General features: G+C 52.2%; 22 protein-coding genes and 1 other annotated feature. Of the genes, 17 read left to right on the top strand and 5 right to left on the bottom strand.

Annotation, left to right across the window (positions count from 1 at the left end; genetic code table 11):
* The 6 genes from dnaA (at window position 1) to yidA (ending at window position 7,590) form a co-directional block, all read left to right on the top strand.
* A complete protein-coding gene (dnaA, locus tag ACK8NJ_RS00005; RefSeq protein WP_000059111.1) occupies window positions 1-1,404 on the top strand; it encodes a chromosomal replication initiator protein DnaA in 1,404 nt (467 codons plus the stop codon).
* Between the two features lie 4 nt (window positions 1,405-1,408).
* On the top strand, window positions 1,409-2,509 hold the full coding sequence (gene dnaN / locus ACK8NJ_RS00010) for a DNA polymerase III subunit beta (protein WP_000673464.1): 1,101 nt from the start codon (window positions 1,409-1,411) through the stop codon (window positions 2,507-2,509).
* Complete coding sequence (recF, locus tag ACK8NJ_RS00015) at window positions 2,509-3,582, top strand: DNA replication/repair protein RecF (protein WP_000060112.1); 1,074 nt, start codon at window positions 2,509-2,511, stop codon at window positions 3,580-3,582. The genes dnaN and recF overlap by 1 nt, the downstream gene beginning before the upstream one ends.
* Before the next feature lie 28 nt (window positions 3,583-3,610).
* Window positions 3,611-6,025: a DNA topoisomerase (ATP-hydrolyzing) subunit B gene (gene gyrB, locus ACK8NJ_RS00020; RefSeq protein WP_001298010.1), complete on the top strand. Its 2,415-nt coding sequence runs from the start codon at window positions 3,611-3,613 to the stop codon at window positions 6,023-6,025.
* 239 nt (window positions 6,026-6,264) lie between these two features.
* A complete protein-coding gene (locus tag ACK8NJ_RS00025) occupies window positions 6,265-6,663 on the top strand; it encodes a YidB family protein (RefSeq protein WP_000522200.1) in 399 nt (132 codons plus the stop codon).
* Window positions 6,664-6,777: 114 nt separating this feature from the next.
* The gene (yidA, locus tag ACK8NJ_RS00030; protein ID WP_000985548.1) at window positions 6,778-7,590 is read left to right on the top strand and encodes a sugar-phosphatase; all 813 of its coding nucleotides are present in this window, start codon (window positions 6,778-6,780) and stop codon (window positions 7,588-7,590) included.
* A 43-nt stretch (window positions 7,591-7,633) separates the two neighbouring features.
* Here yidA and ACK8NJ_RS00035 read toward each other — a convergent pair whose 3' ends face one another.
* Window positions 7,634-8,290 (bottom strand): hypothetical protein, encoded by a 657-nt coding sequence (locus tag ACK8NJ_RS00035; protein ID WP_411962016.1) that lies wholly within the window; start codon window positions 8,288-8,290, stop codon window positions 7,634-7,636.
* 276 nt (window positions 8,291-8,566) lie between these two features.
* Between ACK8NJ_RS00035 and dgoR the strand changes: the two genes are divergently transcribed.
* From dgoR to ACK8NJ_RS00060, 5 genes are all read left to right on the top strand, one after another.
* A complete protein-coding gene (gene dgoR / locus ACK8NJ_RS00040) occupies window positions 8,567-9,256 on the top strand; it encodes a D-galactonate utilization transcriptional regulator DgoR (protein ID WP_000174305.1) in 690 nt (229 codons plus the stop codon).
* Window positions 9,253-10,131: a 2-dehydro-3-deoxygalactonokinase gene (gene dgoK, locus ACK8NJ_RS00045; protein WP_411962017.1), complete on the top strand. Its 879-nt coding sequence runs from the start codon at window positions 9,253-9,255 to the stop codon at window positions 10,129-10,131. The genes dgoR and dgoK overlap by 4 nt, the downstream gene beginning before the upstream one ends.
* On the top strand, window positions 10,115-10,732 hold the full coding sequence (gene dgoA / locus ACK8NJ_RS00050; RefSeq protein ID WP_048968365.1) for a 2-dehydro-3-deoxy-6-phosphogalactonate aldolase: 618 nt from the start codon (window positions 10,115-10,117) through the stop codon (window positions 10,730-10,732). The genes dgoK and dgoA overlap by 17 nt, the downstream gene beginning before the upstream one ends.
* A complete protein-coding gene (gene dgoD, locus ACK8NJ_RS00055; RefSeq protein ID WP_032352954.1) occupies window positions 10,729-11,877 on the top strand; it encodes a galactonate dehydratase in 1,149 nt (382 codons plus the stop codon). Before dgoA ends, dgoD begins: the two co-directional genes overlap by 4 nt.
* Before the next feature lie 74 nt (window positions 11,878-11,951).
* Complete coding sequence (locus ACK8NJ_RS00060; protein ID WP_000253455.1) at window positions 11,952-13,289, top strand: MFS transporter; 1,338 nt, start codon at window positions 11,952-11,954, stop codon at window positions 13,287-13,289.
* On the opposite strand, the gene cbrA is transcribed toward ACK8NJ_RS00060, so the two are convergent.
* Window positions 13,286-14,350 carry a colicin M resistance lipid reductase CbrA gene (cbrA, locus tag ACK8NJ_RS00065; protein ID WP_001362495.1) on the bottom strand — a complete coding sequence of 355 codons (1,065 nt, stop codon included), beginning with the start codon at window positions 14,348-14,350 and terminating at the stop codon, window positions 13,286-13,288. The two genes, ACK8NJ_RS00060 and cbrA, sit on opposite strands and share 4 nt — an antisense overlap.
* A gap of 100 nt (window positions 14,351-14,450) precedes the next feature.
* Between cbrA and ACK8NJ_RS00070 the strand changes: the two genes are divergently transcribed.
* On the top strand, window positions 14,451-15,665 hold the full coding sequence (locus ACK8NJ_RS00070; protein WP_411962018.1) for a DUF3748 domain-containing protein: 1,215 nt from the start codon (window positions 14,451-14,453) through the stop codon (window positions 15,663-15,665).
* 1 nt (window position 15,666) lies between these two features.
* Here the strand turns inward: ACK8NJ_RS00070 and ACK8NJ_RS00075 are convergent, their stop codons facing one another.
* Window positions 15,667-15,999, bottom strand: coding sequence for a YceK/YidQ family lipoprotein (locus ACK8NJ_RS00075; protein WP_000620888.1), 333 nt, complete (start codon window positions 15,997-15,999; stop codon window positions 15,667-15,669).
* 239 nt (window positions 16,000-16,238) lie between these two features.
* Window positions 16,239-16,311 (top strand) — a sequence feature (ROSE (Repression Of Heat Shock gene Expression) occurs in the 5'-region of heat shock genes and acts as an RNA thermometer to modulate expression.).
* On the opposite strand from ACK8NJ_RS00075, the gene ibpA reads away from it, so the two are divergent.
* From ibpA to ACK8NJ_RS00090, 3 genes are all read left to right on the top strand, one after another.
* Window positions 16,305-16,718, top strand: coding sequence for a small heat shock chaperone IbpA (gene ibpA / locus ACK8NJ_RS00080; protein WP_001243437.1), 414 nt, complete (start codon window positions 16,305-16,307; stop codon window positions 16,716-16,718). It overlaps the preceding feature by 7 nt.
* A 111-nt stretch (window positions 16,719-16,829) precedes the next feature.
* The gene (ibpB, locus tag ACK8NJ_RS00085; protein WP_001243431.1) at window positions 16,830-17,258 is read left to right on the top strand and encodes a small heat shock chaperone IbpB; all 429 of its coding nucleotides are present in this window, start codon (window positions 16,830-16,832) and stop codon (window positions 17,256-17,258) included.
* A 195-nt stretch (window positions 17,259-17,453) separates the two neighbouring features.
* Window positions 17,454-19,115 carry a putative transporter gene (locus ACK8NJ_RS00090; protein WP_001279752.1) on the top strand — a complete coding sequence of 554 codons (1,662 nt, stop codon included), beginning with the start codon at window positions 17,454-17,456 and terminating at the stop codon, window positions 19,113-19,115.
* Here the strand turns inward: ACK8NJ_RS00090 and ACK8NJ_RS00095 are convergent.
* On the bottom strand, window positions 19,112-19,828 hold the full coding sequence (locus ACK8NJ_RS00095) for a GntR family transcriptional regulator (protein ID WP_001309076.1): 717 nt from the start codon (window positions 19,826-19,828) through the stop codon (window positions 19,112-19,114). The two genes, ACK8NJ_RS00090 and ACK8NJ_RS00095, sit on opposite strands and share 4 nt — an antisense overlap.
* A 295-nt stretch (window positions 19,829-20,123) precedes the next feature.
* Between ACK8NJ_RS00095 and ACK8NJ_RS00100 the strand changes: the two genes are divergently transcribed.
* Both ACK8NJ_RS00100 and ACK8NJ_RS00105 read left to right on the top strand, forming a co-directional pair.
* Window positions 20,124-21,740 carry a PTS sugar transporter subunit IIB gene (locus ACK8NJ_RS00100; RefSeq protein ID WP_000952127.1) on the top strand — a complete coding sequence of 539 codons (1,617 nt, stop codon included), beginning with the start codon at window positions 20,124-20,126 and terminating at the stop codon, window positions 21,738-21,740.
* Complete coding sequence (locus ACK8NJ_RS00105; RefSeq protein ID WP_000160111.1) at window positions 21,740-23,062, top strand: 6-phospho-alpha-glucosidase; 1,323 nt, start codon at window positions 21,740-21,742, stop codon at window positions 23,060-23,062. Before ACK8NJ_RS00100 ends, ACK8NJ_RS00105 begins: the two co-directional genes overlap by 1 nt.
* Here ACK8NJ_RS00105 and ACK8NJ_RS00110 read toward each other — a convergent pair.
* Window positions 23,059-23,952, bottom strand: a complete 894-nt coding sequence (locus tag ACK8NJ_RS00110; protein ID WP_024180364.1) for a helix-turn-helix transcriptional regulator — start codon at window positions 23,950-23,952, stop codon at window positions 23,059-23,061. The two genes, ACK8NJ_RS00105 and ACK8NJ_RS00110, sit on opposite strands and share 4 nt — an antisense overlap.
* Between the last annotated feature and the right edge of the window lie 41 nt (window positions 23,953-23,993).

Raw genomic sequence — 23,993 nt, forward strand, 5'->3', positions numbered from 1 at the left:
GTGTCACTTTCGCTTTGGCAGCAGTGTCTTGCCCGATTGCAGGATGAGTTACCAGCCACAGAATTCAGTATGTGGATACGCCCATTGCAGGCGGAACTGAGCGATAACACGCTGGCCCTGTACGCGCCAAACCGTTTTGTCCTCGATTGGGTACGGGACAAGTACCTTAATAATATCAATGGACTGCTAACCAGTTTCTGCGGAGCGGATGCCCCACAGCTGCGTTTTGAAGTCGGCACCAAACCGGTGACGCAAACGCCACAAGCGGCAGTGACGAGCAACGTCGCGGCCCCTGCACAGGTGGCGCAAACGCAGCCGCAACGTGCTGCGCCTTCTACGCGCTCAGGTTGGGATAACGTCCCGGCCCCGGCAGAACCGACCTATCGTTCTAACGTAAACGTCAAACACACGTTTGATAACTTCGTTGAAGGTAAATCTAACCAACTGGCGCGCGCGGCGGCTCGCCAGGTGGCAGATAACCCTGGCGGTGCCTATAACCCGTTGTTCCTTTATGGCGGCACGGGTCTGGGTAAAACTCACCTGCTGCATGCGGTGGGTAACGGCATTATGGCGCGCAAGCCGAATGCCAAAGTGGTTTATATGCACTCCGAGCGCTTTGTTCAGGACATGGTTAAAGCCCTGCAAAACAACGCGATCGAAGAGTTTAAACGCTACTACCGTTCCGTAGATGCACTGCTGATCGACGATATTCAGTTTTTTGCTAATAAAGAACGATCTCAGGAAGAGTTTTTCCACACCTTCAACGCCCTGCTGGAAGGTAATCAACAGATCATTCTCACCTCGGATCGCTATCCGAAAGAGATCAACGGCGTTGAGGATCGTTTGAAATCCCGCTTCGGCTGGGGGCTGACTGTGGCGATCGAACCGCCAGAGCTGGAAACCCGCGTGGCGATCCTGATGAAAAAGGCCGACGAAAACGACATTCGTTTGCCGGGCGAAGTGGCGTTCTTTATCGCCAAGCGTCTACGATCTAACGTACGTGAGCTGGAAGGCGCGCTGAACCGCGTTATTGCTAACGCTAACTTTACCGGACGGGCGATCACCATCGACTTCGTGCGTGAGGCGCTGCGCGACTTGCTGGCATTGCAGGAAAAACTGGTCACCATCGACAATATTCAGAAGACGGTGGCGGAGTACTACAAGATCAAAGTCGCGGATCTCCTTTCCAAGCGTCGATCCCGCTCGGTGGCGCGTCCGCGCCAGATGGCGATGGCGCTGGCGAAAGAGCTGACTAACCACAGTCTGCCGGAGATTGGCGATGCGTTTGGTGGTCGTGACCACACGACGGTGCTTCATGCCTGCCGGAAGATCGAGCAGTTGCGTGAAGAGAGCCACGATATCAAAGAAGATTTTTCAAATTTAATCAGAACATTGTCATCGTAAACCTATGAAATTTACCGTAGAACGTGAGCATTTATTAAAACCGCTACAACAGGTGAGCGGTCCGTTAGGTGGTCGTCCTACGCTACCGATTCTCGGTAATCTGCTGTTACAGGTTGCTGACGGTACGTTGTCGCTGACCGGTACTGATCTCGAGATGGAAATGGTGGCACGCGTTGCGCTGGTTCAGCCGCACGAGCCAGGGGCGACGACCGTTCCAGCGCGCAAATTCTTTGATATCTGCCGTGGTCTGCCTGAAGGCGCGGAAATTGCCGTGCAGCTGGAAGGTGAGCGGATGCTGGTGCGCTCCGGGCGTAGCCGTTTTTCGCTGTCTACCCTGCCAGCGGCAGATTTCCCGAATCTCGATGACTGGCAGAGCGAAGTCGAATTTACCCTGCCGCAGGCGACGATGAAGCGTCTGATTGAAGCGACCCAGTTTTCTATGGCGCATCAGGACGTTCGCTATTACTTAAACGGTATGCTGTTTGAAACCGAAGGTGAAGAACTGCGCACCGTGGCGACCGACGGCCACCGTCTGGCAGTCTGTTCAATGCCAATTGGTCAATCTTTGCCAAGCCATTCGGTGATCGTGCCGCGTAAAGGCGTGATTGAACTGATGCGTATGCTCGACGGCGGCGACAATCCGCTGCGCGTGCAGATTGGCAGCAACAACATTCGCGCCCACGTTGGCGACTTTATCTTCACCTCGAAACTGGTGGATGGTCGCTTCCCGGATTACCGACGCGTTCTGCCGAAGAACCCGGACAAACATCTGGAAGCAGGTTGCGATCTCCTCAAGCAGGCGTTTGCTCGCGCGGCAATTCTCTCTAACGAGAAATTCCGCGGCGTACGTCTGTATGTCAGCGAAAACCAGCTGAAAATCACCGCCAACAACCCGGAACAGGAAGAAGCGGAAGAGATCCTCGACGTTACCTATAGCGGTGCGGAGATGGAAATCGGCTTCAACGTCAGCTATGTGCTGGATGTTCTGAACGCGCTGAAATGCGAAAACGTGCGCATGATGCTGACCGATTCGGTTTCCAGCGTGCAGATTGAAGATGCCGCATCACAGTCGGCTGCCTATGTTGTCATGCCAATGAGACTGTAATGTCCCTCACCCGCTTGTTGATCCGCGATTTCCGCAATATCGAAACCGCGGATCTCGCTTTATCTCCCGGCTTTAACTTTCTGGTAGGTGCCAACGGCAGTGGCAAAACCAGCGTGCTGGAAGCCATCTATACGCTCGGCCATGGTCGGGCGTTTCGCAGTTTGCAGATTGGTCGCGTCATTCGCCATGAGCAGGAGGCGTTTGTTCTCCATGGGCGATTACAGGGCGAAGAGCGCGAGACGGCGATTGGCTTAACCAAAGACAAACAGGGCGACAGCAAAGTCCGTATTGACGGTACTGACGGGCATAAGGTTGCGGAGTTGGCGCACCTGATGCCGATGCAGCTGATAACGCCTGAAGGGTTTACTTTACTCAACGGCGGCCCTAAATACAGAAGAGCATTCCTCGACTGGGGATGCTTTCACAACGAACCCGGATTTTTCACCGCCTGGAGCAATCTCAAGCGATTGCTCAAGCAGCGCAATGCGGCGCTGCGCCAGGTGACACGTTACGAACAGCTACGCCCGTGGGATAAAGAACTGATCCCGCTGGCGGAGCAAATCAGTACCTGGCGCGCGGAGTATAGCGCCGGTATCGCGGCCGATATGGCTGATACCTGTAAGCAATTTCTCCCTGAGTTTTCTCTGACTTTCTCTTTCCAGCGCGGCTGGGAGAAAGAGACAGAGTACGCTGAGGTGCTGGAACGTAATTTTGAACGCGATCGCCAGCTAACCTACACCGCGCATGGCCCGCATAAAGCGGACTTACGCATTCGCGCCGACGGTGCGCCGGTGGAAGATACCTTATCGCGTGGGCAGCTTAAGCTGTTGATGTGCGCCTTACGTCTGGCGCAAGGAGAGTTCCTCACCCGGGAAAGCGGGCGGCGGTGTCTCTACCTGATAGATGATTTTGCCTCTGAGCTTGATGATGAGCGTCGCGGGCTGCTTGCCAGCCGCTTAAAAGCGACGCAATCACAGGTCTTTGTCAGCGCGATCAGTGCTGAACACGTTATAGACATGTCGGACGAAAATTCGAAGATGTTTACCGTGGAAAAGGGTAAAATAACGGATTAACCCAAGTATAAATGAGCGAGAAACGTTGATGTCGAATTCTTATGACTCCTCCAGTATCAAAGTCCTGAAAGGGCTGGATGCGGTGCGTAAGCGCCCGGGTATGTATATCGGCGACACGGATGACGGCACCGGTCTGCACCACATGGTATTCGAGGTGGTAGATAACGCTATCGACGAAGCGCTCGCGGGTCACTGTAAAGAAATTATCGTCACCATTCACGCCGATAACTCTGTCTCCGTACAGGATGATGGGCGCGGCATTCCGACCGGTATTCACCCGGAAGAGGGCGTATCGGCGGCGGAAGTGATCATGACCGTTCTGCACGCAGGCGGTAAATTTGACGATAACTCCTATAAAGTGTCCGGCGGTCTGCACGGCGTTGGTGTTTCGGTAGTAAACGCCCTGTCGCAAAAACTGGAGCTGGTTATCCAGCGCGAGGGTAAAATTCACCGTCAGATCTACGAACACGGTGTACCGCAGGCTCCGCTGGCGGTTACCGGCGAGACTGAAAAAACCGGCACCATGGTGCGTTTCTGGCCAAGCCTCGAAACCTTCACCAATGTGACCGAATTCGAATATGACATTCTGGCGAAACGCCTGCGTGAGTTGTCGTTCCTCAACTCCGGCGTTTCCATTCGTCTGCGCGACAAGCGCGACGGTAAAGAAGACCACTTCCACTATGAAGGCGGCATCAAGGCGTTCGTTGAATATCTGAACAAGAACAAAACGCCGATCCACCCAAATATCTTCTACTTCTCCACTGAAAAAGACGGTATTGGCGTTGAAGTGGCGCTGCAGTGGAACGATGGCTTCCAGGAAAACATCTACTGCTTTACCAACAACATTCCGCAGCGTGACGGTGGTACTCACCTGGCAGGCTTCCGTGCGGCGATGACCCGTACCCTGAACGCCTACATGGACAAAGAAGGCTACAGCAAAAAAGCCAAAGTCAGCGCCACCGGTGACGATGCGCGTGAAGGCCTGATTGCGGTCGTTTCCGTGAAAGTGCCGGACCCGAAATTCTCCTCCCAGACTAAAGACAAACTGGTTTCTTCTGAGGTGAAATCGGCGGTTGAACAGCAGATGAACGAACTGCTGGCAGAATACCTGCTGGAAAACCCAACCGACGCTAAAATCGTGGTCGGCAAAATTATCGATGCTGCTCGTGCCCGTGAAGCTGCGCGTCGCGCGCGTGAAATGACCCGTCGTAAAGGTGCGCTGGATTTAGCGGGCCTGCCGGGCAAACTGGCAGACTGCCAGGAACGCGATCCGGCGCTTTCCGAACTGTACCTTGTGGAAGGGGACTCCGCGGGCGGCTCTGCGAAGCAGGGGCGTAACCGCAAGAACCAGGCGATTCTGCCGCTGAAGGGTAAAATCCTCAACGTTGAGAAAGCGCGCTTCGATAAGATGCTCTCTTCTCAGGAAGTGGCGACGCTTATCACCGCGCTTGGCTGTGGTATCGGTCGTGACGAGTACAACCCGGACAAACTGCGTTATCACAGCATCATCATCATGACCGATGCGGACGTTGACGGCTCGCATATTCGTACGCTGCTGTTGACCTTCTTCTATCGTCAGATGCCGGAAATCGTTGAACGCGGTCACGTCTACATCGCTCAGCCGCCGCTGTACAAAGTGAAGAAAGGCAAGCAGGAACAGTACATTAAAGACGACGAAGCGATGGATCAGTACCAAATCTCCATCGCGCTGGATGGCGCAACGCTGCACACCAACGCCAGTGCACCGGCATTGGCTGGCGAAGCGTTAGAGAAACTGGTGTCTGAGTACAACGCGACGCAGAAAATGATCAACCGCATGGAGCGTCGTTATCCGAAAGCAATGCTGAAAGAGCTTATCTATCAGCCGACGCTGACGGAAGCTGACCTCTCTGATGAACAGACCGTTACCCGCTGGGTGAACGCGCTGGTCAGCGAACTGAACGACAAAGAACAGCACGGCAGCCAGTGGAAGTTTGATGTCCACACCAATGCCGAACAAAACCTGTTTGAACCGATTGTTCGCGTGCGTACCCACGGTGTGGATACTGACTATCCGCTGGATCACGAATTTATCACCGGCGGCGAATATCGTCGTATCTGCACGCTGGGTGAGAAACTGCGTGGCTTGCTGGAAGAAGATGCATTTATCGAACGTGGCGAGCGTCGTCAGCCGGTAGCCAGCTTCGAGCAGGCGCTGGACTGGCTGGTGAAAGAGTCCCGTCGTGGCCTCTCCATCCAGCGTTATAAAGGTCTGGGCGAGATGAACCCGGAACAGCTGTGGGAAACCACTATGGACCCGGAAAGCCGCCGTATGTTGCGCGTTACCGTTAAAGATGCGATTGCTGCCGACCAGTTGTTCACCACGCTGATGGGCGACGCCGTTGAACCGCGCCGTGCGTTTATTGAAGAGAACGCCCTGAAAGCGGCGAATATCGATATTTAATGGCGTTAACAATGCGAGCGTGCCTGATGCGCTACGCTTATCAGGCCTACGAGACTCCTGCAATATATTGAATTTGCATGATTTTGTAGGCCGGATCAGACGTTAACGCCGCATCCGGCAAGAAGCTATAAGAAAAGGGCGGAGATCATCTTCGCCCTTTTTATTTCTGCAATCCGCAATTATCATCCCGCAGATCTATACTTTTTGAGTCAACACGTAACGCTTTACAGGTGATTATCATGGGGCTTTTTGATGAAGTTGTCGGTGCCTTTCTGAAAGGCGATGCGGGGAAATATCAGGCCATTTTGAGCTGGGTTGAGGAGCAGGGCGGCATTCAGGTGCTGCTGGAAAAACTGCAAAGTGGCGGTTTAGGTGCCATTCTCTCAACCTGGCTGAGTAATCAACAGGGCAACCAACCAGTTAGCGGCGAGCAACTGGAATCGGCGCTCGGCACAAATGCGGTGTCCGATCTCGGGCAAAAACTGGGCGTTGATACCAGTACGGCTTCCAGTTTACTGGCAGAACAATTGCCGAAGATTATTGATGCACTCTCACCGCAAGGTGAAGTGTCACCACAAGCCAATAACGATCTGCTTTCCGCAGGCATGGAACTGCTGAAAGGGAAACTCTTCCGCTAAGCAAATGGGGAGCACGCAACGCGCGTTGCATCCCCCTTTTCCCTCGGGTGTTGTACTGATTTTTGAGCGGAATCGCGTTAGCATGGGTCAGGAACCAATCTACCTGGGGAACTCATGGCTATCAAACTCATTGCTATCGATATGGATGGCACCCTTCTGCTGCCCGATCACACCATTTCACCTGCCGTTAAAAATGCGATTGCTGCAGCTCGCGCCCGTGGCGTGAATGTCGTGCTAACGACGGGTCGCCCGTATGCAGGCGTGCACAACTACCTGAAAGAGCTGCATATGGAACAGCCGGGCGACTACTGCATTACTTATAACGGCGCGCTGGTACAGAAGGCCGCTGATGGCAGCACTGTGGCGCAAACCGCTCTCAGCTATGACGACTACCGTTTCCTGGAAAAACTCTCCCGCGAAGTCGGTTCTCATTTCCACGCGCTGGACCGCACCACGCTGTACACCGCCAACCGTGATATCAGCTACTACACGGTGCATGAATCCTTCGTTGCCACTATTCCGCTGGTGTTCTGCGAAGCGGAGAAAATGGACCCCAATACCCAGTTCCTGAAAGTGATGATGATTGATGAACCCGCCATCCTCGACCAGGCTATCGCGCGTATTCCGCAGGAAGTGAAAGAGAAATATACCGTGCTGAAAAGTGCGCCGTACTTCCTCGAAATCCTCGATAAACGCGTTAACAAAGGTACGGGTGTGAAATCACTGGCCGACGTGTTAGGTATTAAACCGGAAGAAATCATGGCGATTGGCGATCAGGAAAACGACATCGCAATGATTGAATATGCAGGCGTCGGTGTGGCGATGGATAACGCTATTCCTTCGGTGAAAGAAGTGGCGAACTTTGTCACCAAATCCAACCTTGAAGATGGCGTAGCGTTTGCTATTGAGAAGTTTGTGTTGAATTAATCTGTGGGCGGGCAAACAGCATAAACGCGTTTGCCCGCAGCGATTAACAATTTCTGGTAGTGCATAAAATCACGAACTGCAGTGGTGACGTTACTATATCCAGCGTAAGAGTGACTGGTAGCAGCGCATTAACGAGGCCGCGCGGAACGCCATCTGATGCTTTGTACTCATAAAATCCCACCGTAAAGGGTTGATGGAAAACCATCACGTTTGAGTAATCCGCTTTTTTATTTTTCTGGTGGATAGAGCCTTTCAGGCCGTCCAGCATCCATGTACAACGGCGGGTATCACAAATAAAACCATATTGTGTTGCCAGTGCCTTATCTTCTTCGTTGTTCCAGTCGTAATAGAGCGTAATAGCACCAGAGAATTTCTTATTACTGCTGCTTAAAATAAATTTCGCGTTATCAGAAACGGTGATTCTTTCACCATGAATTGCCGGATCGTTCAGCATTTTAACCACCTCACCGCCGCCGGTGGTCAACAGATAGTCCAACGATTCACCAACAAAAACATAGCCTTTCGTACCGTTACTATCTTCTGCCAGCGATAAACCCTTAATCGTGTCTGACCGCCATTGCTCGGCATGTGGACGGCTTGCAGTATTGGAAACCAATCCCCAGGTGATACATCCGGTCAACGCAAATGCCAAAGAACACAAACCGGCAGCCTTAAAAAATCCCTTAAAATTCAACTTCATGATTAATCCTTTAAACGAGTAGCTAAGCCGTTGAAAGCATACTCTTCTTTCCCTCCTGTTTAGCGCCTGTTCTCCCTTTTCAGATTTCTGCCCGACGCATGTCATTTTTTATGCATTGTTCTTTTTGTGATCTAAATTGTAGTACAACAATATAATTTTGTACTACATTACGCACACGGCAAACGCGAACGTCATCACGCTGGTACTACAAAGTTGCCGCGTTATGCATCGATCGGGGTAAAGTAGAGAAGAACATACAGAGCACAAGGACTCTCCATGACTCTCAATAAAACCGATCGCATCGTTATTACGCTGGGTAAACAGATCGTTCACGGCAAATACGTGCCAGGCTCGCCGCTTCCGGCTGAGGCGGAACTCTGTGAGGAGTTTGCAACCTCGCGCAACATTATCCGTGAGGTGTTTCGTTCGCTGATGGCGAAGCGGCTGATTGAAATGAAACGTTATCGCGGGGCGTTTGTGGCACCGCGTAACCAGTGGAATTACCTCGACACTGACGTACTGCAATGGGTGCTGGAAAACGACTACGACCCACGGCTTATCAGTGCAATGAGCGAAGTGCGAAACCTGGTGGAACCGGCGATTGCCCGTTGGGCGGCAGAACGCGCGACTTCCAGCGATCTGGCGCAGATTGAATCGGCGCTGAACGAGATGATTGCCAACAATCAGGACCGCGAAGCGTTTAACGAAGCGGATATTCGCTACCACGAGGCGGTGCTGCAGTCGGTGCATAACCCGGTGTTACAGCAACTTAGCATTGCGATCAGTTCGTTGCAGCGGGCGGTTTTTGAACGAACCTGGATGGGCGATGAGGCCAACATGCCGCAAACGCTCCAGGAACATAAGGCGCTGTTCGATGCTATACGGCATCAGGACGGCGATGCGGCAGAGCAGGCGGCGCTTACCATGATTGCCAGCTCGACACGAAGGTTAAAGGAAATCACATGACAGCTCGCTACATCGCAATTGACTGGGGATCGACCAATCTGCGCGCCTGGCTTTATCAGGGCGACCACTGCCTGGAGAGCAGGCAATCAGAAGCAGGCGTCACGCGCCTGAACGGAAAATCTCCGGCTGCGGTGTTAGCAGAAGTCACAACCGACTGGCATGAAGAGAAAACGCCAGTGGTAATGGCAGGAATGGTCGGCAGCAATGTCGGCTGGAAAGTCGCGCCGTATTTATCCGTTCCTGCCCGTTTTTCGTCTATTGGCGAACAATTAACGTCGGTTGGCGACAATATCTGGATTATTCCCGGATTATGCGTCTCTCATGACGATAACCACAATGTGATGCGCGGCGAAGAAACACAATTGATCGGCGCGCGCACTTTGGCTCCTTCCTCTCTTTATGTTATGCCCGGAACCCATTGCAAATGGGTGCAGGCCGATAGCCAGCAAATCAACGATTTTCACACCGTAATGACCGGTGAATTACATCATTTACTGTTAAATCACTCATTGATTGGCGCAGGTTTGCCGCCGCAGGAAAACTCTGCCGATGCCTTCGCGGCTGGCCTTGAGCGTGGCCTTAATGCTCCCGCCATATTGCCGCAGCTTTTTGAAGTTCGCGCTTCGCATGTGCTGGGAACACTTCCCCGCGAACAGGTCAGCGAATTTCTCTCTGGATTGTTGATTGGCGCAGAGGTTGCCAGTATGCGCGACTATGTGACCCATCAACACGCCATCACCCTTGTCGCCGGAACATCGCTGACCGCGCGCTACCAGCAAGCCTTTCAGGCGATGGGTTGCGACGTGGCGGCGGTAGCGGGCGACACGGCATTTCAGGCTGGTATAAGGAGCATCGCTCATGCAGTGGCAAACTAAACTCCCGCTGATCGCCATTTTGCGCGGTATTACGCCCGACGAGGCGCTGGCGCATGTTGGCGCGGTGATTGACGCCGGGTTCGACGCGGTTGAAATCCCGCTGAATTCCCCTCAATGGGAGAAAAGCATTCCCGCCATCGTTGATGCATACGGCGATAAGGCGTTGATTGGCGCGGGTACGGTACTGAAACCTGAACAGGTCGATGTGCTCGCCAGGATGGGCTGCCAGCTCATCGTTACGCCCAATATCCATAGTGAAGTGATCCGCCGTGCGGTGGGCTACGGCATGACCGTTTGCCCCGGCTGCGCGACGGCGACCGAAGCCTTTACAGCGCTCGACGCGGGCGCGCAGGCGCTGAAAATATTCCCGTCATCGGCTTTTGGTCCGCAATACATCAAAGCGTTAAAAGCGGTACTGCCACCGGACATCGCAGTCTTTGCCGTTGGCGGCGTGACGCCAGAAAACCTGGCGCAGTGGATAGACGCAGGTTGTGCAGGGGCGGGCTTAGGCAGCGATCTCTATCGGGCCGGGCAGTCCGTAGAACGCACCGCGCAGCAGGCAGCAGCATTTGTTAAGGCGTATCGAGAGGCAGTGCAATGAAAATCACCAAAATTACCACGTATCGTTTACCTCCCCGCTGGATGTTCCTGAAAATTGAAACCGATGAAGGCGTGGCCGGCTGGGGCGAGCCCGTGATCGAAGGCCGCGCCCGTACGGTGGAAGCGGCAGTTCACGAGCTGGGTGACTATTTGATTGGTCAGGATCCATCGCGCATCAATGACTTATGGCAAGTGATGTATCGCGCCGGATTTTATCGTGGCGGTCCAATCCTGATGAGCGCCATCGCCGGGATCGACCAGGCGTTATGGGATATCAAAGGCAAAGTGCTGAATGCGCCGGTCTGGCAACTGATGGGCGGCCTGGTTCGCGACAAAATTAAAGCCTACAGTTGGGTCGGCGGCGATCGTCCGGCGGATGTTATCGACGGCATAAAAACCCTGCGCGAAATCGGCTTCGATACCTTCAAACTGAATGGTTGTGAAGAACTGGGGCTAATTGATAACTCCCGCGCGGTAGATGCGGCGGTCAACACCGTGGCACAAATTCGTGAAGCTTTTGGCAATCAGATTGAGTTTGGTCTTGATTTCCACGGTCGCGTCAGCGCGCCGATGGCGAAAGTGCTGATTAAAGAACTGGAGCCGTATCGCCCGCTGTTTATTGAAGAGCCGGTGCTGGCAGAACAAGCCGAATACTACCCGAAACTGGCGGCACAAACGCATATTCCACTGGCGGCGGGTGAACGCATGTTCTCACGTTTCGATTTTAAACGCGTGCTGGAGGCGGGCGGTATTTCGATTCTGCAACCAGATCTCTCTCATGCAGGCGGTATTACCGAATGCTACAAAATTGCCGGAATGGCAGAAGCCTATGACGTGACCCTTGCGCCGCACTGTCCGCTCGGACCGATTGCACTGGCGGCTTGTCTGCATATCGACTTTGTTTCCTATAACGCCGTACTTCAGGAACAAAGTATGGGCATTCATTACAACAAAGGCGCGGAGTTACTCGACTTTGTGAAAAACAAAGAAGACTTCAGCATGGTCGGCGGTTTCTTTAAACCATTAACGAAACCGGGCTTAGGCGTGGAAATCGACGAAGCTAAAGTTATTGAGTTCAGTAAAAATGCCCCGGACTGGCGTAATCCGCTCTGGCGTCATGAAGATAACAGCGTAGCAGAGTGGTAATTCCTGCCACGTAAGCCCCTCATCGGGCACTAAAACAGCAATACAAAAATATAACCCTCTGTAAATTACAGGGCATGGTGAGCGGCTTCGCTATGCCCAAAATCTGGAGAAAGCTCGCTATGGATATTCCCGTTAATGCAGCAAAGCCGGGGCGTCGGCGTTATCTGACGCTGGTGATGATCTTTATTACGGTGGTCATTTGTTATGTTGACCGCGCTAACCTGGCCGTGGCTTCCGCCCATATTCAGGAAGAGTTCGGTATTACGAAAGCGGAAATGGGCTATGTATTTTCGGCCTTCGCCTGGCTTTATACGTTATGCCAGATCCCCGGCGGTTGGTTTTTAGATCGCGTAGGTTCTCGCGTGACTTATTTTATTGCGATATTTGGCTGGTCAGTGGCGACTTTATTCCAGGGCTTTGCCACGGGCTTAATGTCATTAATTGGTCTGCGCGCGATAACCGGTATTTTCGAAGCGCCCGCTTTCCCGACCAATAACCGGATGGTGACCAGCTGGTTCCCGGAACATGAACGCGCTTCTGCCGTTGGTTTTTATACGTCTGGTCAGTTTGTCGGTCTGGCGTTTCTGACTCCGCTGCTGATCTGGATTCAGGAGATGTTGAGCTGGCACTGGGTGTTCATTGTCACCGGTGGTATCGGCATTATCTGGTCGCTGATTTGGTTTAAGGTTTATCAGCCGCCGCGTCTGACCAAAGGCATCAGCAAAGCTGAACTGGATTACATTCGTGATGGCGGCGGTCTGGTGGATGGCGATGCGCCGGTGAAAAAAGAGGCGCGTCAGCCGTTAACAGCCAAAGACTGGAAACTGGTGTTCCATCGTAAACTGATCGGTGTCTATCTTGGGCAATTTGCGGTGGCTTCTACACTGTGGTTTTTCTTAACCTGGTTCCCGAACTATTTAACCCAGGAAAAAGGAATCACGGCGCTGAAAGCAGGCTTTATGACCACGGTGCCGTTCCTCGCGGCGTTTGTCGGCGTCCTGCTCTCTGGCTGGGTCGCGGATCTGCTGGTACGTAAGGGCTTTTCACTGGGCTTTGCGCGTAAAACGCCGATTATCTGCGGCTTGCTGATCTCCACCTGCATTATGGGCGCTAACTACACTAACGATCCGATGATGATTATGTGCCTGATGGCGCTGGCATTCTTCGGCAACGGTTTTGCTTCGATTACCTGGTCACTGGTCTCTTCTCTGGCACCGATGCGCCTGATTGGTTTAACCGGCGGCGTGTTTAACTTTGCCGGTGGTCTGGGCGGCATCACCGTTCCGCTGGTGGTGGGGTACCTGGCGCAGGGTTACGGTTTCGCACCTGCACTGGTTTATATTTCTGCCGTCGCGTTGATTGGCGCGCTCTCTTACATCCTGCTGGTGGGCGATGTGAAGCGCGTTGGCTAATCTTTCAACTGTGGAATATGCGCCACACCACTGCGCATAATCCACTTTCTTAAAGCCGGTGCGGTCAGGCATCGGCTTTTTACTATCTTGCCGAAGAGTTTTAAACGCAGTTTGCGGGTGGCGCGCCAGTAGGCGGCGTTGCTCTTCTCCGGCTGCTTCAGTAACACCGAACGCAGAATCTCTGCGCTATCCAGCGCATAGCTAATTCCCTCCAGCGAGCTGGCGCTGATAAATCCCGCTGCTTCACCAATCAGAAAGGCGTTGTCCTTACCGCAGACAAAATCCTGCCAACGTGAGGGAAACAACACGGTACATTTCTCACTTTTCACCGCTTTGCCAAACTGGAACTGAAAGGCGCTCATTTTCTCTTTCAGCGTCGCGAAACGCGTCTGACCGTCTTTCATTGGATAGGCACCGCCAAAGATAAAATAACCGTCTTTGCTGATACTCCATGAGTAACAGTCAGTTATCGCATTATCAAAGATGCAGGAGTAGAACGGCACCGGATGCTTCTCTGCGAACCACTGCTGGATAGCGACATATTTACGAATTTGATGGTCCGGGTAGAGATGTCGCCGCACCATCGAGTTGGCACCATCGGCACCGACCAGATAGCGGGCGGTAATATGCTGCTCCCAACCGTCTGCACGAAAAATGACATGCCATTTATCATCCTCACGCCAGATTTTCCGGCACAGGCTATCGTGGTAAACCTCAACGCTGGCGGGGATCAGCGATTTCATCCACAAGTCGAAAGCATGGCGATTAATATTGATATAGCTTCGCTGGTAGTTACGCGTGAGCGATGCGGCGACGTCGACAGTTTTGACGCTGAAAATCTGCGGATTGGCGATCACATCGACAGGAAGCGTCAGTCCATCGCGAATAAAAGATCGCTGCGCGTCCGGTGCCAGCAGACCGCCACAAGGTTTGCTGAAACCTTCAGTACCATGCTGGTGCTTTTTATCCAGCGCGATCACCTGCATTTTGCCTGCTAACTTTCGTGCCAACGCCGACCCTGCCGGGCCGAGGCCAATAATCGCCACGTCGAAATGTTCCATCTTTTCACTCACATTCATCACGATGGCGAAAGACTATTGTCTGAAAGTGAAGTCCTTGTGAAGTATGATGGCGGGAACCGTTTTGTATCAGGACCGCGCCATGAAACAGATAACCTTTGCTCCCCGTAATCACCTGCTCACCAATACCAATACCTGGACGCCCGACAGCCAGTGGCTGGTATTTGACGTTCGTCCTTCAGGGGCGTCGTTTACCGGCGAGACCATTGAGCGTGTGAATATCCATACCGGCGAGGTCGAGGTTATCTATCGCGCGTCACAGGGCGCACACGTCGGCGTGGTGACCGTTCATCCGAAGTCAGAGAAGTATGTCTTCATCCACGGCCCGGAAAATCCTGATGAAACATGGCATTACGACTTCCATCATCGGCGCGGAGTGATTGTTGAAGGCGGCAAGATGAGTAACCTTGATGCGATGGATATTACCGCGCCGTATACGCCAGGAGCGCTGCGCGGCGGCAGCCATGTGCATGTCTTTAGCCCGAACGGTGAAAGGGTGAGCTTTACCTATAACGACCATGTAATGCATCAACTCTGCCCGGCGCTGGATTTGCGAAACGTCGGTGTTGCTGCACCGTTTGGCCCGGTCAACGTACAAAAGCAGCATCCGCGTGAATACAGCGGTAGCCACTGGTGCGTGCTGGTGAGTAAAACCACGCCCACACCGCAGCCTGGCAGCGATGAAATCAATCGTGCTTATGAAGAAGGATGGGTAGGAAATCACGCGCTGGCATTTATTGGCGACACACTTTCGCCAAAGGGCGAGAAAGTGCCGGAGCTATTTATCGTTGAGTTACCGCAAGATGAAGCTGGCTGGAAAGCAGCAGGTGATGCGCCGTTAAGTGGAACGGAAACCACCCTGCCCGCGCCACCGCGCGGCGTCGTGCAGCGACGTTTAACCTTTACCCACCATCGGGCTTATCCGGGATTAGTCAACGTCCCGCGCCACTGGGTGCGCTGTAATCCGCAGGGTACGCAAATCGCGTTTTTAATGCGTGATGATAACGGCATTGTGCAACTGTGGCTTATCTCGCCACAGGGCGGCGAGCCGCGCCAGTTAACCCATAACAAAACGGATATTCAGTCTGCATTTAACTGGCATCCATCAGGAGAATGGTTGGGCTTTGTGCTGGATAATCGAATTGCTTGCGCCCATGCGCAAAGCGGCGAGGTTGAGTATTTAACCGAAAACCACGCCAATCCACCTTCTGCGGACGCCGTGGTCTTCTCGCCGGATGGTCGATGGCTGGCGTGGATGGAAGGCGGCCAGCTGTGGATCACCGAAACTGATCGCTAAATCAGTTATCAGGCATTCTGGCGGGTGGAATAACCGCATTGGTGGCTTGCGCGTTGGCTTCGCTTTTTTCAACGCGTGAGCGCACCGAGCTGTCTTTGCGGAACACATCCCACGGCAGTAAAAGCGTGTCCATCACAGCGGTAAACGGCATATCGAGAATCGCCAGCGACTTAGTGCCCCAGTTGGTTTCATCGTCGCCAATCATGGTGGCGCTGGCGCGGGTGCCGGGATACGTTCCTTCTTTCCCCCCGGTATGGGACATCACGCTGGAGCATCCTCCGAGTAATGTCATTCCGCTGCATATCATGAACGCTAACAACACATTTCTTATCATAATAAATTCATCTGTTGATCGTGGGTGTTGGCCTGATGAGTTATAGCGATCCCTTGCTGAAAATAACATCATCATTACGTCGCACTGTGGCGGCTATCGCACTTTAACGTTTCGTGCTGCCCCCTCAGTCTATGCAATAGACCATAAACTGCAAAAAAAAGTCCGCTGATAAGGCTTGAAAAGTTCATTTCCAGACCCATTTTTACATCGTAGCCGATGAGGACGCGCCTGATGGGTGTTCTGGCTACCTGACCTGTCCATTGTGGAAGGTCTTACATTCTCGCTGATTTCAGGAGCTATTGATTATGCGTAACTTTGATTTATCCCCGCTTTACCGTTCTGCTATTGGATTTGACCGTTTGTTTAACCACTTAGAAAACAACCAGAGCCAGAGTAATGGCGGCTACCCTCCGTATAACGTTGAACTGGTAGACGAAAACCATTACCGCATTGCTATCGCTGTGGCTGGTTTTGCTGAGAGCGAACTGGAAATTACCGCCCAGGATAATCTGCTGGTGGTGAAAGGTGCTCACGCCGACGAACAAAAAGAGCGCACCTATCTGTACCAGGGCATCGCTGAACGCAACTTTGAACGCAAATTCCAGTTAGCTGAGAACATTCATGTTCGTGGTGCTAACCTGGTGAATGGTCTGCTGTATATCGATCTCGAACGCGTGATTCCGGAAGCGAAAAAACCGCGCCGTATCGAAATCAACTAATTCCTTAAGGCCGCCTGGCGCGGCCTGACATCTCCATGCTCGCCGTCAGGGAGCATATGCGAATCTTCGGATTTGCAGGTACTTACTCGCTTCTTAGAAGGAGAAATGACTATGCGTAACTTCGATTTATCCCCACTGATGCGTCAATGGATCGGTTTTGACAAACTGGCCAACGCACTGCAAAACGCCGGTGAAAGCCAGAGCTTCCCGCCGTACAACATTGAGAAAAGCGACGATAACCACTACCGCATTACCCTTGCGCTGGCAGGTTTTCGTCAGGAAGATTTAGAGATTCAACTGGAAGGTACGCGCCTGAGCGTAAAAGGCACGCCGGAGCAGCCAAAAGAAGAGAAAAAATGGCTGCATCAAGGGCTTATGAATCAGCCATTTAGCCTGAGCTTTACGCTGGCTGAAAATATGGAAGTCTCTGGTGCAACCTTCGTAAACGGTTTACTGCATATTGATTTAATTCGTAATGAGCCTGAACCCATCGCAGCGCAGCGTATCGCTATCAGCGAACGTCCCGCGTTAAATAGCTAACTAGCTATTCTCTTTGCCCCGCCATTCTGGTGGGGCTTTTTTTGTCTTTCTTCTTCAACAATGCGTTAATTTTCGCCTGTTTAAGATATTTCGGCACGTTCTTTCCCGTGATAATGTGCGCTATAAGGCAAATCTGCTTCACCGATTCAGCCATAATCCGTAGCAATTAAAATGTTATCTCAAGAGAAATGGACGATGAGTGATATAGCATTAACGGTCAGTATTCTGGCTTTGGTGGCAGTCGTCGGTTTGTTTATCGGCAACGTCAAATTTCGCGGCATAGGATTAGGTATTGGCGGCGTGCTGTTTGGTGGGATCATCGTCGGCCATTTTGTTTCTCAGGCGGGGATGACATTAAGTAGCGATATGCTGCATGTTATTCAGGAATTTGGCCTGATCCTGTTCGTTTATACCATCGGGATTCAGGTGGGTCCGGGCTTCTTTGCCTCATTGCGCGTCTCCGGATTACGCCTCAACCTGTTTGCTGTTCTGATCGTCATCATCGGTGGTCTGGTTACCGCCATCCTGCATAAACTGTTTGATATTCCACTGCCGGTAGTACTGGGGATTTTCTCCGGTGCGGTAACCAATACGCCAGCACTGGGGGCAGGGCAGCAGATCTTGCGCGACCTGGGTACACCAATGGAAATGGTCGATCAGATGGGGATGAGTTACGCGATGGCGTATCCATTCGGCATTTGCGGGATTTTGTTCACCATGTGGATGTTGCGGGTTATTTTCCGCGTCAATGTCGAGACAGAAGCCCAGCAGCACGAGTCTTCACGCACCAATGGCGGCGCGCTGATCAAGACTATCAATATTCGCGTTGAGAACCCTAACCTGCATGATTTAGCCATTAAAGATGTACCGATTCTCAACGGCGACAAAATTATCTGCTCGCGTCTGAAACGAGAAGAAACCCTAAAAGTACCTTCGCCAGATACCATTATCCAACTGGGCGATTTGCTGCATCTGGTGGGGCAGCCAGCGGATTTACATAATGCGCAACTGGTGATTGGTCAGGAGGTCGATACCTCGCTGTCTACGAAAGGCACTGATTTGCGCGTCGAGCGTGTGGTGGTCACCAATGAAAACGTGCTCGGAAAACGTATTCGCGACCTGCACTTTAAAGAACGCTATGACGTTGTTATTTCGCGCCTGAACCGTGCCGGGGTCGAACTGGTTGCCAGTGGCGATATCAGCCTGCAGTTCGGCGATATCCTCAACCTGGTGGGGCGTCCGTCCGCAATTGATGCCGTTGCCAATGTGCTGGGGAATGCGCAGCAAAAACTGCAACAGGTTCAGATGCTGCCGGTGTTTATTGGTATCGGGCTTGGCGTATTGTTAGGTTCTATTCCCGTCTTTGTGCCGGGATTCCCGGCCGCGTTGAAACTGGGGCTGGCGGGCGGTCCGCTGATTATGGCGTTGATCCTCGGGCGTATCGGCAGTATCGGCAAGCTGTACTGGTTTATGCCGCCAAGTGCCAACCTCGCGCTGCGGGAGCTGGGGATCGTGCTGTTCCTCTCGGTCGTTGGTCTGAAATCTGGTGGGGATTTTGTGAATACCCTGGTCAATGGCGAAGGGCTAAGCTGGATTGGTTATGGTGCGCTGATCACCGCCGTTCCGCTGATTACTGTTGGCATTCTGGCGCGGATGTTAGCCAAAATGAATTACCTGACCATGTGCGGGATGCTGGCTGGCTCCATGACCGATCCTCCGGCGCTGGCGTTTGCTAATAATCTTCATCCAACCAGCGGTGCGGCGGCGCTTTCTTACGCCACTGTCTATCCGTTGGTGATGTTCCTGCGCATTATCACCCCCCAATTACTGGCGGTGCTCTTCTGGAGTATCGGTTAACTCTTCTCCGGGTGGAGTCGCCGTAAATGGTACTCCACCTGGTATTCGTTGGCATTTCTGAACATTACTGAATAATTCAAAAACTCCCCGCTCTCGCTATATGACAACGAGGTGATCCGCAGCAGTGGCGTGTGTTCCGCTACCTTCATTTGCCGCGCCAGCAGTCTATCGGCGAGCACCGGCGTCAGGCTTTCATAATTACCGCCAATCAGAATCCCGCACTCTTGTTCAATATATTCAAACTTCGACCCTTCCAGATGTTGCAGCGAAAGGTTACGGAACAGTTTTACCGGCATATAGCTGTCTTCCAGCATCAGCGGTTTCCCTTCCACAAAACGAACGCGACGGGAGAAGTAGATCTGCTCGTTGATTTGAATCCGTAACTGGCTGGCAATGGCCGGAGGCGCAGGCATGATTTCAAAAATCAGCACCTGGCTGGTGACCGTTTTTCCCTGGCGTTTTAACACCTCCACCAGCCCGGTCAGACTGGCGGTTTGATGCAGTACATCTTTGCGCACCAGGTAAGTGCCGCTACCGTGGCGGCGGACCACCAGCCCCCACGCTACCAGCAGGTCAATGGCTTTACGGATGGTCATCCGCGATACCGCAAATTCTTCCGCCAACTTTTTTTCACCGGGAAGAAGGCTGTTTAGCGTGAAATCCGCGGAGTTAAGTCGAATTCTTAACCGCTCCGCAATGCTTTTGTAGATCATCTCTAGATCTCTTTTTTGCCTGCAAGCCCGGGTAATGCGCCCACAAGTTCTGCTTAATCGATTGAAAAAACATCTTTTTTTTAAAGATGTGTTCGATGCTGTGTACCAGTGCTCACAGATGTCTACTTTTTTGCGAAAACGTAGATCTCTACCGCCCAACGAAAAGCATGAAAGCGATCACGAATCCCACTGGGTCGTCATGTTCTGCCGATCGCATCTTCCTATCCTCGCTCCAGGCCTGCCGCATAACCAATCAGGCTTCCTACTTACAGAATTGAGAAAAGAGGATGTGGAAATGCTCAGTCAAATTCAACGCTTTGGCGGCGCGATGTTCACGCCAGTGCTGCTGTTTCCCTTCGCCGGGATTGTGGTGGGTCTTGCCATCTTGCTGCAAAACCCGATGTTTGTCGGGGAATCACTGACCGATCCAAACAGTTTGTTCGCGCAAATCGTACATATTATTGAAGAGGGCGGTTGGACGGTATTCCGTAATATGCCGCTGATTTTTGCTGTCGGTTTACCCATTGGCCTTGCTAAGCAAGCGCAGGGGCGAGCTTGTCTGGCGGTGATGGTGAGTTTCCTGACCTGGAACTATTTCATCAACGCGATGGGAATGACCTGGGGAAGCTACTTCGGCGTCGATTTCACTCAGGACGCGGTGGCAGGTAGCGGTCTGACAATGATGGCCGGGATTAAAACCCTCGATACCAGCATTATCGGCGCAATTATCATTTCCGGCATTGTGACGGCGCTGCATAACCGTCTGTTCGATAAAAAACTGCCGGTGTTTCTCGGCATTTTCCAGGGGACATCTTATGTGGTGATTATCGCCTTCCTGGTGATGATCCCCTGCGCCTGGCTGACGTTGCTCGGCTGGCCAAAAGTACAAATGGGGATTGAATCTCTGCAAGCGTTCCTGCGTTCGGCGGGTGCGCTTGGGGTCTGGGTTTACACCTTCCTCGAACGTATTCTGATCCCAACCGGTTTACACCACTTCATCTACGGACCGTTTATCTTTGGTCCGGCAGCTGTTGAAGGCGGCATTCAGATGTACTGGGCGCAGCATCTGCAAGAGTTCAGTCTGAGCGCCGAGCCGCTGAAATCGTTGTTCCCGGAAGGCGGTTTTGCCCTGCACGGTAACTCAAAAATCTTTGGTGCCGTGGGCATTTCTTTAGCGATGTACTTCACTGCCGCACCGGAAAATCGGGTAAAAGTGGCGGGCTTGCTGATTCCCGCAACCTTAACCGCCATGCTGGTGGGAATTACCGAACCGCTGGAATTTACCTTCCTGTTCATTTCACCGTTGCTGTTTGCGGTACACGCTGTGCTTGCGGCCTCAATGTCGACCGTGATGTACCTCTTTGGTGTGGTGGGCAACATGGGCGGTGGTTTGATTGACCAGGTTTTACCGCAAAACTGGATCCCGATGTTCAGCAACCACGCGGATATGATGCTGACCCAAATCGCCATTGGGTTGTGCTTTACCCTGCTGTACTTCGTGGTTTTCCGCACCCTGATTCTGCAATTCAACATGTGCACGCCGGGACGTGAAGATGCGGAAGTGAAACTCTACTCAAAAGCCGAATACAAAGCCTCGCGAGGCCAAACCACCGCGGCAGAGCCAAAAAAAGAGCTGGATCAGGCTGCCGGTATCCTGCAAGCCCTGGGCGGGGTCGGCAATATCTCCAGCATTAACAATTGCGCGACGCGTCTACGGATTGCACTGCATGACATGTCACAAACGCTGGATGACGAAGTCTTTAAAAAGCTGGGAGCGCACGGCGTCTTCCGTAGTGGCGATGCCATTCAGGTGATCATTGGTCTGCATGTATCCCAGCTACGTGAACAGCTCGATAGCTTAATTAATTCTCATCAATCAGCAGAAAATGTTGCCATTACGGAGGCAGTATAATGACCAAATTCTCAGTGGTTGTCGCAGGCGGTGGAAGCACCTTTACGCCAGGCATCGTGTTGATGCTCCTGGCGAATCAGGACCGTTTCCCGCTTCGTGCACTGAAATTTTATGATAACGATGGCGCGCGGCAGGAAGTCATTGCTGAAGCCTGTAAAGTCATCCTTAAAGAGAAAGCGCCGGACATTGCGTTTAGTTACACCACCGATCCTGAAGTGGCGTTCAGCGACGTTGATTTTGTCATGGCGCACATCCGCGTCGGCAAATACCCGATGCGCGAACTGGATGAAAAAATCCCGCTGCGCCACGGCGTTGTTGGTCAGGAAACTTGCGGACCCGGCGGAATAGCGTACGGCATGCGTTCCATTGGCGGCGTCCTGGAACTGGTGGATTATATGGAAAAATATTCACCAAATGCCTGGATGCTCAACTACTCCAACCCGGCAGCCATTGTCGCAGAAGCCACGCGTCGTCTGCGCCCGAATGCGAAAATCCTCAACATCTGTGACATGCCAATCGGTATTGAAAGCCGGATGGCGCAAATTGTTGGGCTGCAAGATCGCAAACAGATGCGCGTGCGCTACTACGGCCTGAACCACTTTGGCTGGTGGACATCAATTGAAGATTTGCAGGGCAACGACCTGATGCCCCAGCTGCGGCAATATGTCTCGAAGCACGGTTATGTTCCACCGCAGCAAGATACACATACTGAAGCGAGCTGGAACGACACCTATGCAAAAGCGCGGGATGTCCAGGCTCTGGACCCGGATACATTACCGAATACCTATCTGAAATATTATCTCTTCCCGGATTATGTCGTTCAGCATTCCAACCCTGAACATACCCGCGCGAATGAGGTGATGGAGCATCGCGAGAAACAGGTTTTCGATGCTTGCCGCGCCATTACGGCGGCAGGAAATTCAGCGGCGGGCAAGCTGGAAATTGACGAACATGCGTCATACATCGTCGATCTTGCGGCGGCGATTGCCTTCAACACTCAGGAGCGGATGTTGCTGATTGTGCCTAACAACGGGGCAATCCATAACTTTGATGATGAAGCGATGGTCGAGATCCCGTGTCTGGTCGGGCACAACGGACCAGAACCACTGGTGGTCGGCGATATCCCGCAGTTTCAGAAAGGGTTAATGAGTCAGCAAGTGGCGGTGGAAAAACTGGTCGTGGACGCCTGGGAACAGCGTTCATATCAGCACCTGTGGCAGGCGATTACGTTGTCGAAAACGGTACCGAGCGCCTCGGTCGCCAAAGCTATTCTGGATGATTTGCTGGAGGCCAACAAAGCGTACTGGCCAGAGTTACGTTAATTGTGTGGACTGGCATCCGTTGGGTGCTGGTCCGTATTCTTTAGCACGGCTGACGGCGCATAACCAAATTTATGTTTAAAGGCTTTGCTGAAATGAAAGGAGTCGAAGAAGTTGAGCGTATCAGCGACTTCGCCAACCGAGTTCCCTTGTTGCTTTAATAGCGATAGCGCCAGATCCAGACGTGCATCGAGGTAATATTCTTTCGGCGTCTTGCCGGTATAGCGTAAAAACAGACGACGCAACCAGGCTTCGCTACAGGGGATCGTGGCAGCCATATCAGCTACGCTCCAGCGTTGTTGCAGACTGGCATGTAAAGTGGCAATTAGTTTTTCAATTTGCCGCCGTTGTGGATCTTTTTTACCGTCTGAGTACATAAGACAAATCCACTGATAAATAATTTTCGTCAGAAAAGCGACTGCCAGATTATTTTTTATTGCTTCTGGTGAAGTAATTAATTCAGCAACTTCGGTGAGTTCCTGATTATAAATTTCGCCATTATAAATAACGCTTTGCTGACCGACGGGAATATCCATCATACTGGTGGGGGTAAATTCCATCCAGTACTGTTCCCAGACTAAACCTTCACAGTGATAAGAGTGAATATCCATTGGCTTTAAAAATATAATACAGTTGCCATGCAGTGTTATTTGTTCACCATTCTTTAAAATAATTTTTCCACATCCTTGTACGGTATACACCGCAACCCATGAGTTGGCGATAAGCGGTTTCTTCTTGTCCCGCGGCCAGATCACCCGATAATGCTCGTCGGCGTAGGTATGCCAGAGCGAGATCAGAGAAATTCCGCTGGAGATCACATTTTCGTTAATCAATAAGGGAATATTGTACGGAGTTTCGTTTTTTACATCCGAACTTTGCAATTTTCCATTCATTTTAATATCCCTCCGGCGAATTATGCTCACAACCTGAACTT

It is taken from the genome of Escherichia sp. F1 (genome assembly GCF_046764225.1).
GTDB lineage: Bacteria > Pseudomonadota > Gammaproteobacteria > Enterobacterales > Enterobacteriaceae > Escherichia > Escherichia coli.

What these genes read in the sequence shown, in the direction of transcription:
- dgoA (WP_048968365.1), top strand. Translation starts at nt 10,115, where the DNA reads ATGCAGTGGCAAACTAAACTCCCGCTGATCGCCATTTTGCGCGGTATT.
- ACK8NJ_RS00090 (WP_001279752.1), top strand. Translation starts at nt 17,454, where the DNA reads ATGAGTGATATAGCATTAACGGTCAGTATTCTGGCTTTGGTGGCAGTC.
- ACK8NJ_RS00035 (WP_411962016.1), bottom strand. Translation starts at nt 8,290, where the DNA reads ATGAAGTTGAATTTTAAGGGATTTTTTAAGGCTGCCGGTTTGTGTTCT.
- dgoK (WP_411962017.1), top strand. Translation starts at nt 9,253, where the DNA reads ATGACAGCTCGCTACATCGCAATTGACTGGGGATCGACCAATCTGCGC.
- ACK8NJ_RS00070 (WP_411962018.1), top strand. Translation starts at nt 14,451, where the DNA reads ATGAAACAGATAACCTTTGCTCCCCGTAATCACCTGCTCACCAATACC.
- gyrB (WP_001298010.1), top strand. Translation starts at nt 3,611, where the DNA reads ATGTCGAATTCTTATGACTCCTCCAGTATCAAAGTCCTGAAAGGGCTG.
- ACK8NJ_RS00110 (WP_024180364.1), bottom strand. Translation starts at nt 23,952, where the DNA reads ATGAATGGAAAATTGCAAAGTTCGGATGTAAAAAACGAAACTCCGTAC.
- ibpA (WP_001243437.1), top strand. Translation starts at nt 16,305, where the DNA reads ATGCGTAACTTTGATTTATCCCCGCTTTACCGTTCTGCTATTGGATTT.
- ACK8NJ_RS00060 (WP_000253455.1), top strand. Translation starts at nt 11,952, where the DNA reads ATGGTGAGCGGCTTCGCTATGCCCAAAATCTGGAGAAAGCTCGCTATG.
- cbrA (WP_001362495.1), bottom strand. Translation starts at nt 14,350, where the DNA reads ATGGAACATTTCGACGTGGCGATTATTGGCCTCGGCCCGGCAGGGTCG.
- yidA (WP_000985548.1), top strand. Translation starts at nt 6,778, where the DNA reads ATGGCTATCAAACTCATTGCTATCGATATGGATGGCACCCTTCTGCTG.
- ACK8NJ_RS00075 (WP_000620888.1), bottom strand. Translation starts at nt 15,999, where the DNA reads ATGATAAGAAATGTGTTGTTAGCGTTCATGATATGCAGCGGAATGACA.
- dgoR (WP_000174305.1), top strand. Translation starts at nt 8,567, where the DNA reads ATGACTCTCAATAAAACCGATCGCATCGTTATTACGCTGGGTAAACAG.
- ACK8NJ_RS00025 (WP_000522200.1), top strand. Translation starts at nt 6,265, where the DNA reads ATGGGGCTTTTTGATGAAGTTGTCGGTGCCTTTCTGAAAGGCGATGCG.
- ACK8NJ_RS00095 (WP_001309076.1), bottom strand. Translation starts at nt 19,828, where the DNA reads ATGATCTACAAAAGCATTGCGGAGCGGTTAAGAATTCGACTTAACTCC.
- ACK8NJ_RS00105 (WP_000160111.1), top strand. Translation starts at nt 21,740, where the DNA reads ATGACCAAATTCTCAGTGGTTGTCGCAGGCGGTGGAAGCACCTTTACG.
- dnaN (WP_000673464.1), top strand. Translation starts at nt 1,409, where the DNA reads ATGAAATTTACCGTAGAACGTGAGCATTTATTAAAACCGCTACAACAG.
- recF (WP_000060112.1), top strand. Translation starts at nt 2,509, where the DNA reads ATGTCCCTCACCCGCTTGTTGATCCGCGATTTCCGCAATATCGAAACC.
- dgoD (WP_032352954.1), top strand. Translation starts at nt 10,729, where the DNA reads ATGAAAATCACCAAAATTACCACGTATCGTTTACCTCCCCGCTGGATG.
- ACK8NJ_RS00100 (WP_000952127.1), top strand. Translation starts at nt 20,124, where the DNA reads ATGCTCAGTCAAATTCAACGCTTTGGCGGCGCGATGTTCACGCCAGTG.
- ibpB (WP_001243431.1), top strand. Translation starts at nt 16,830, where the DNA reads ATGCGTAACTTCGATTTATCCCCACTGATGCGTCAATGGATCGGTTTT.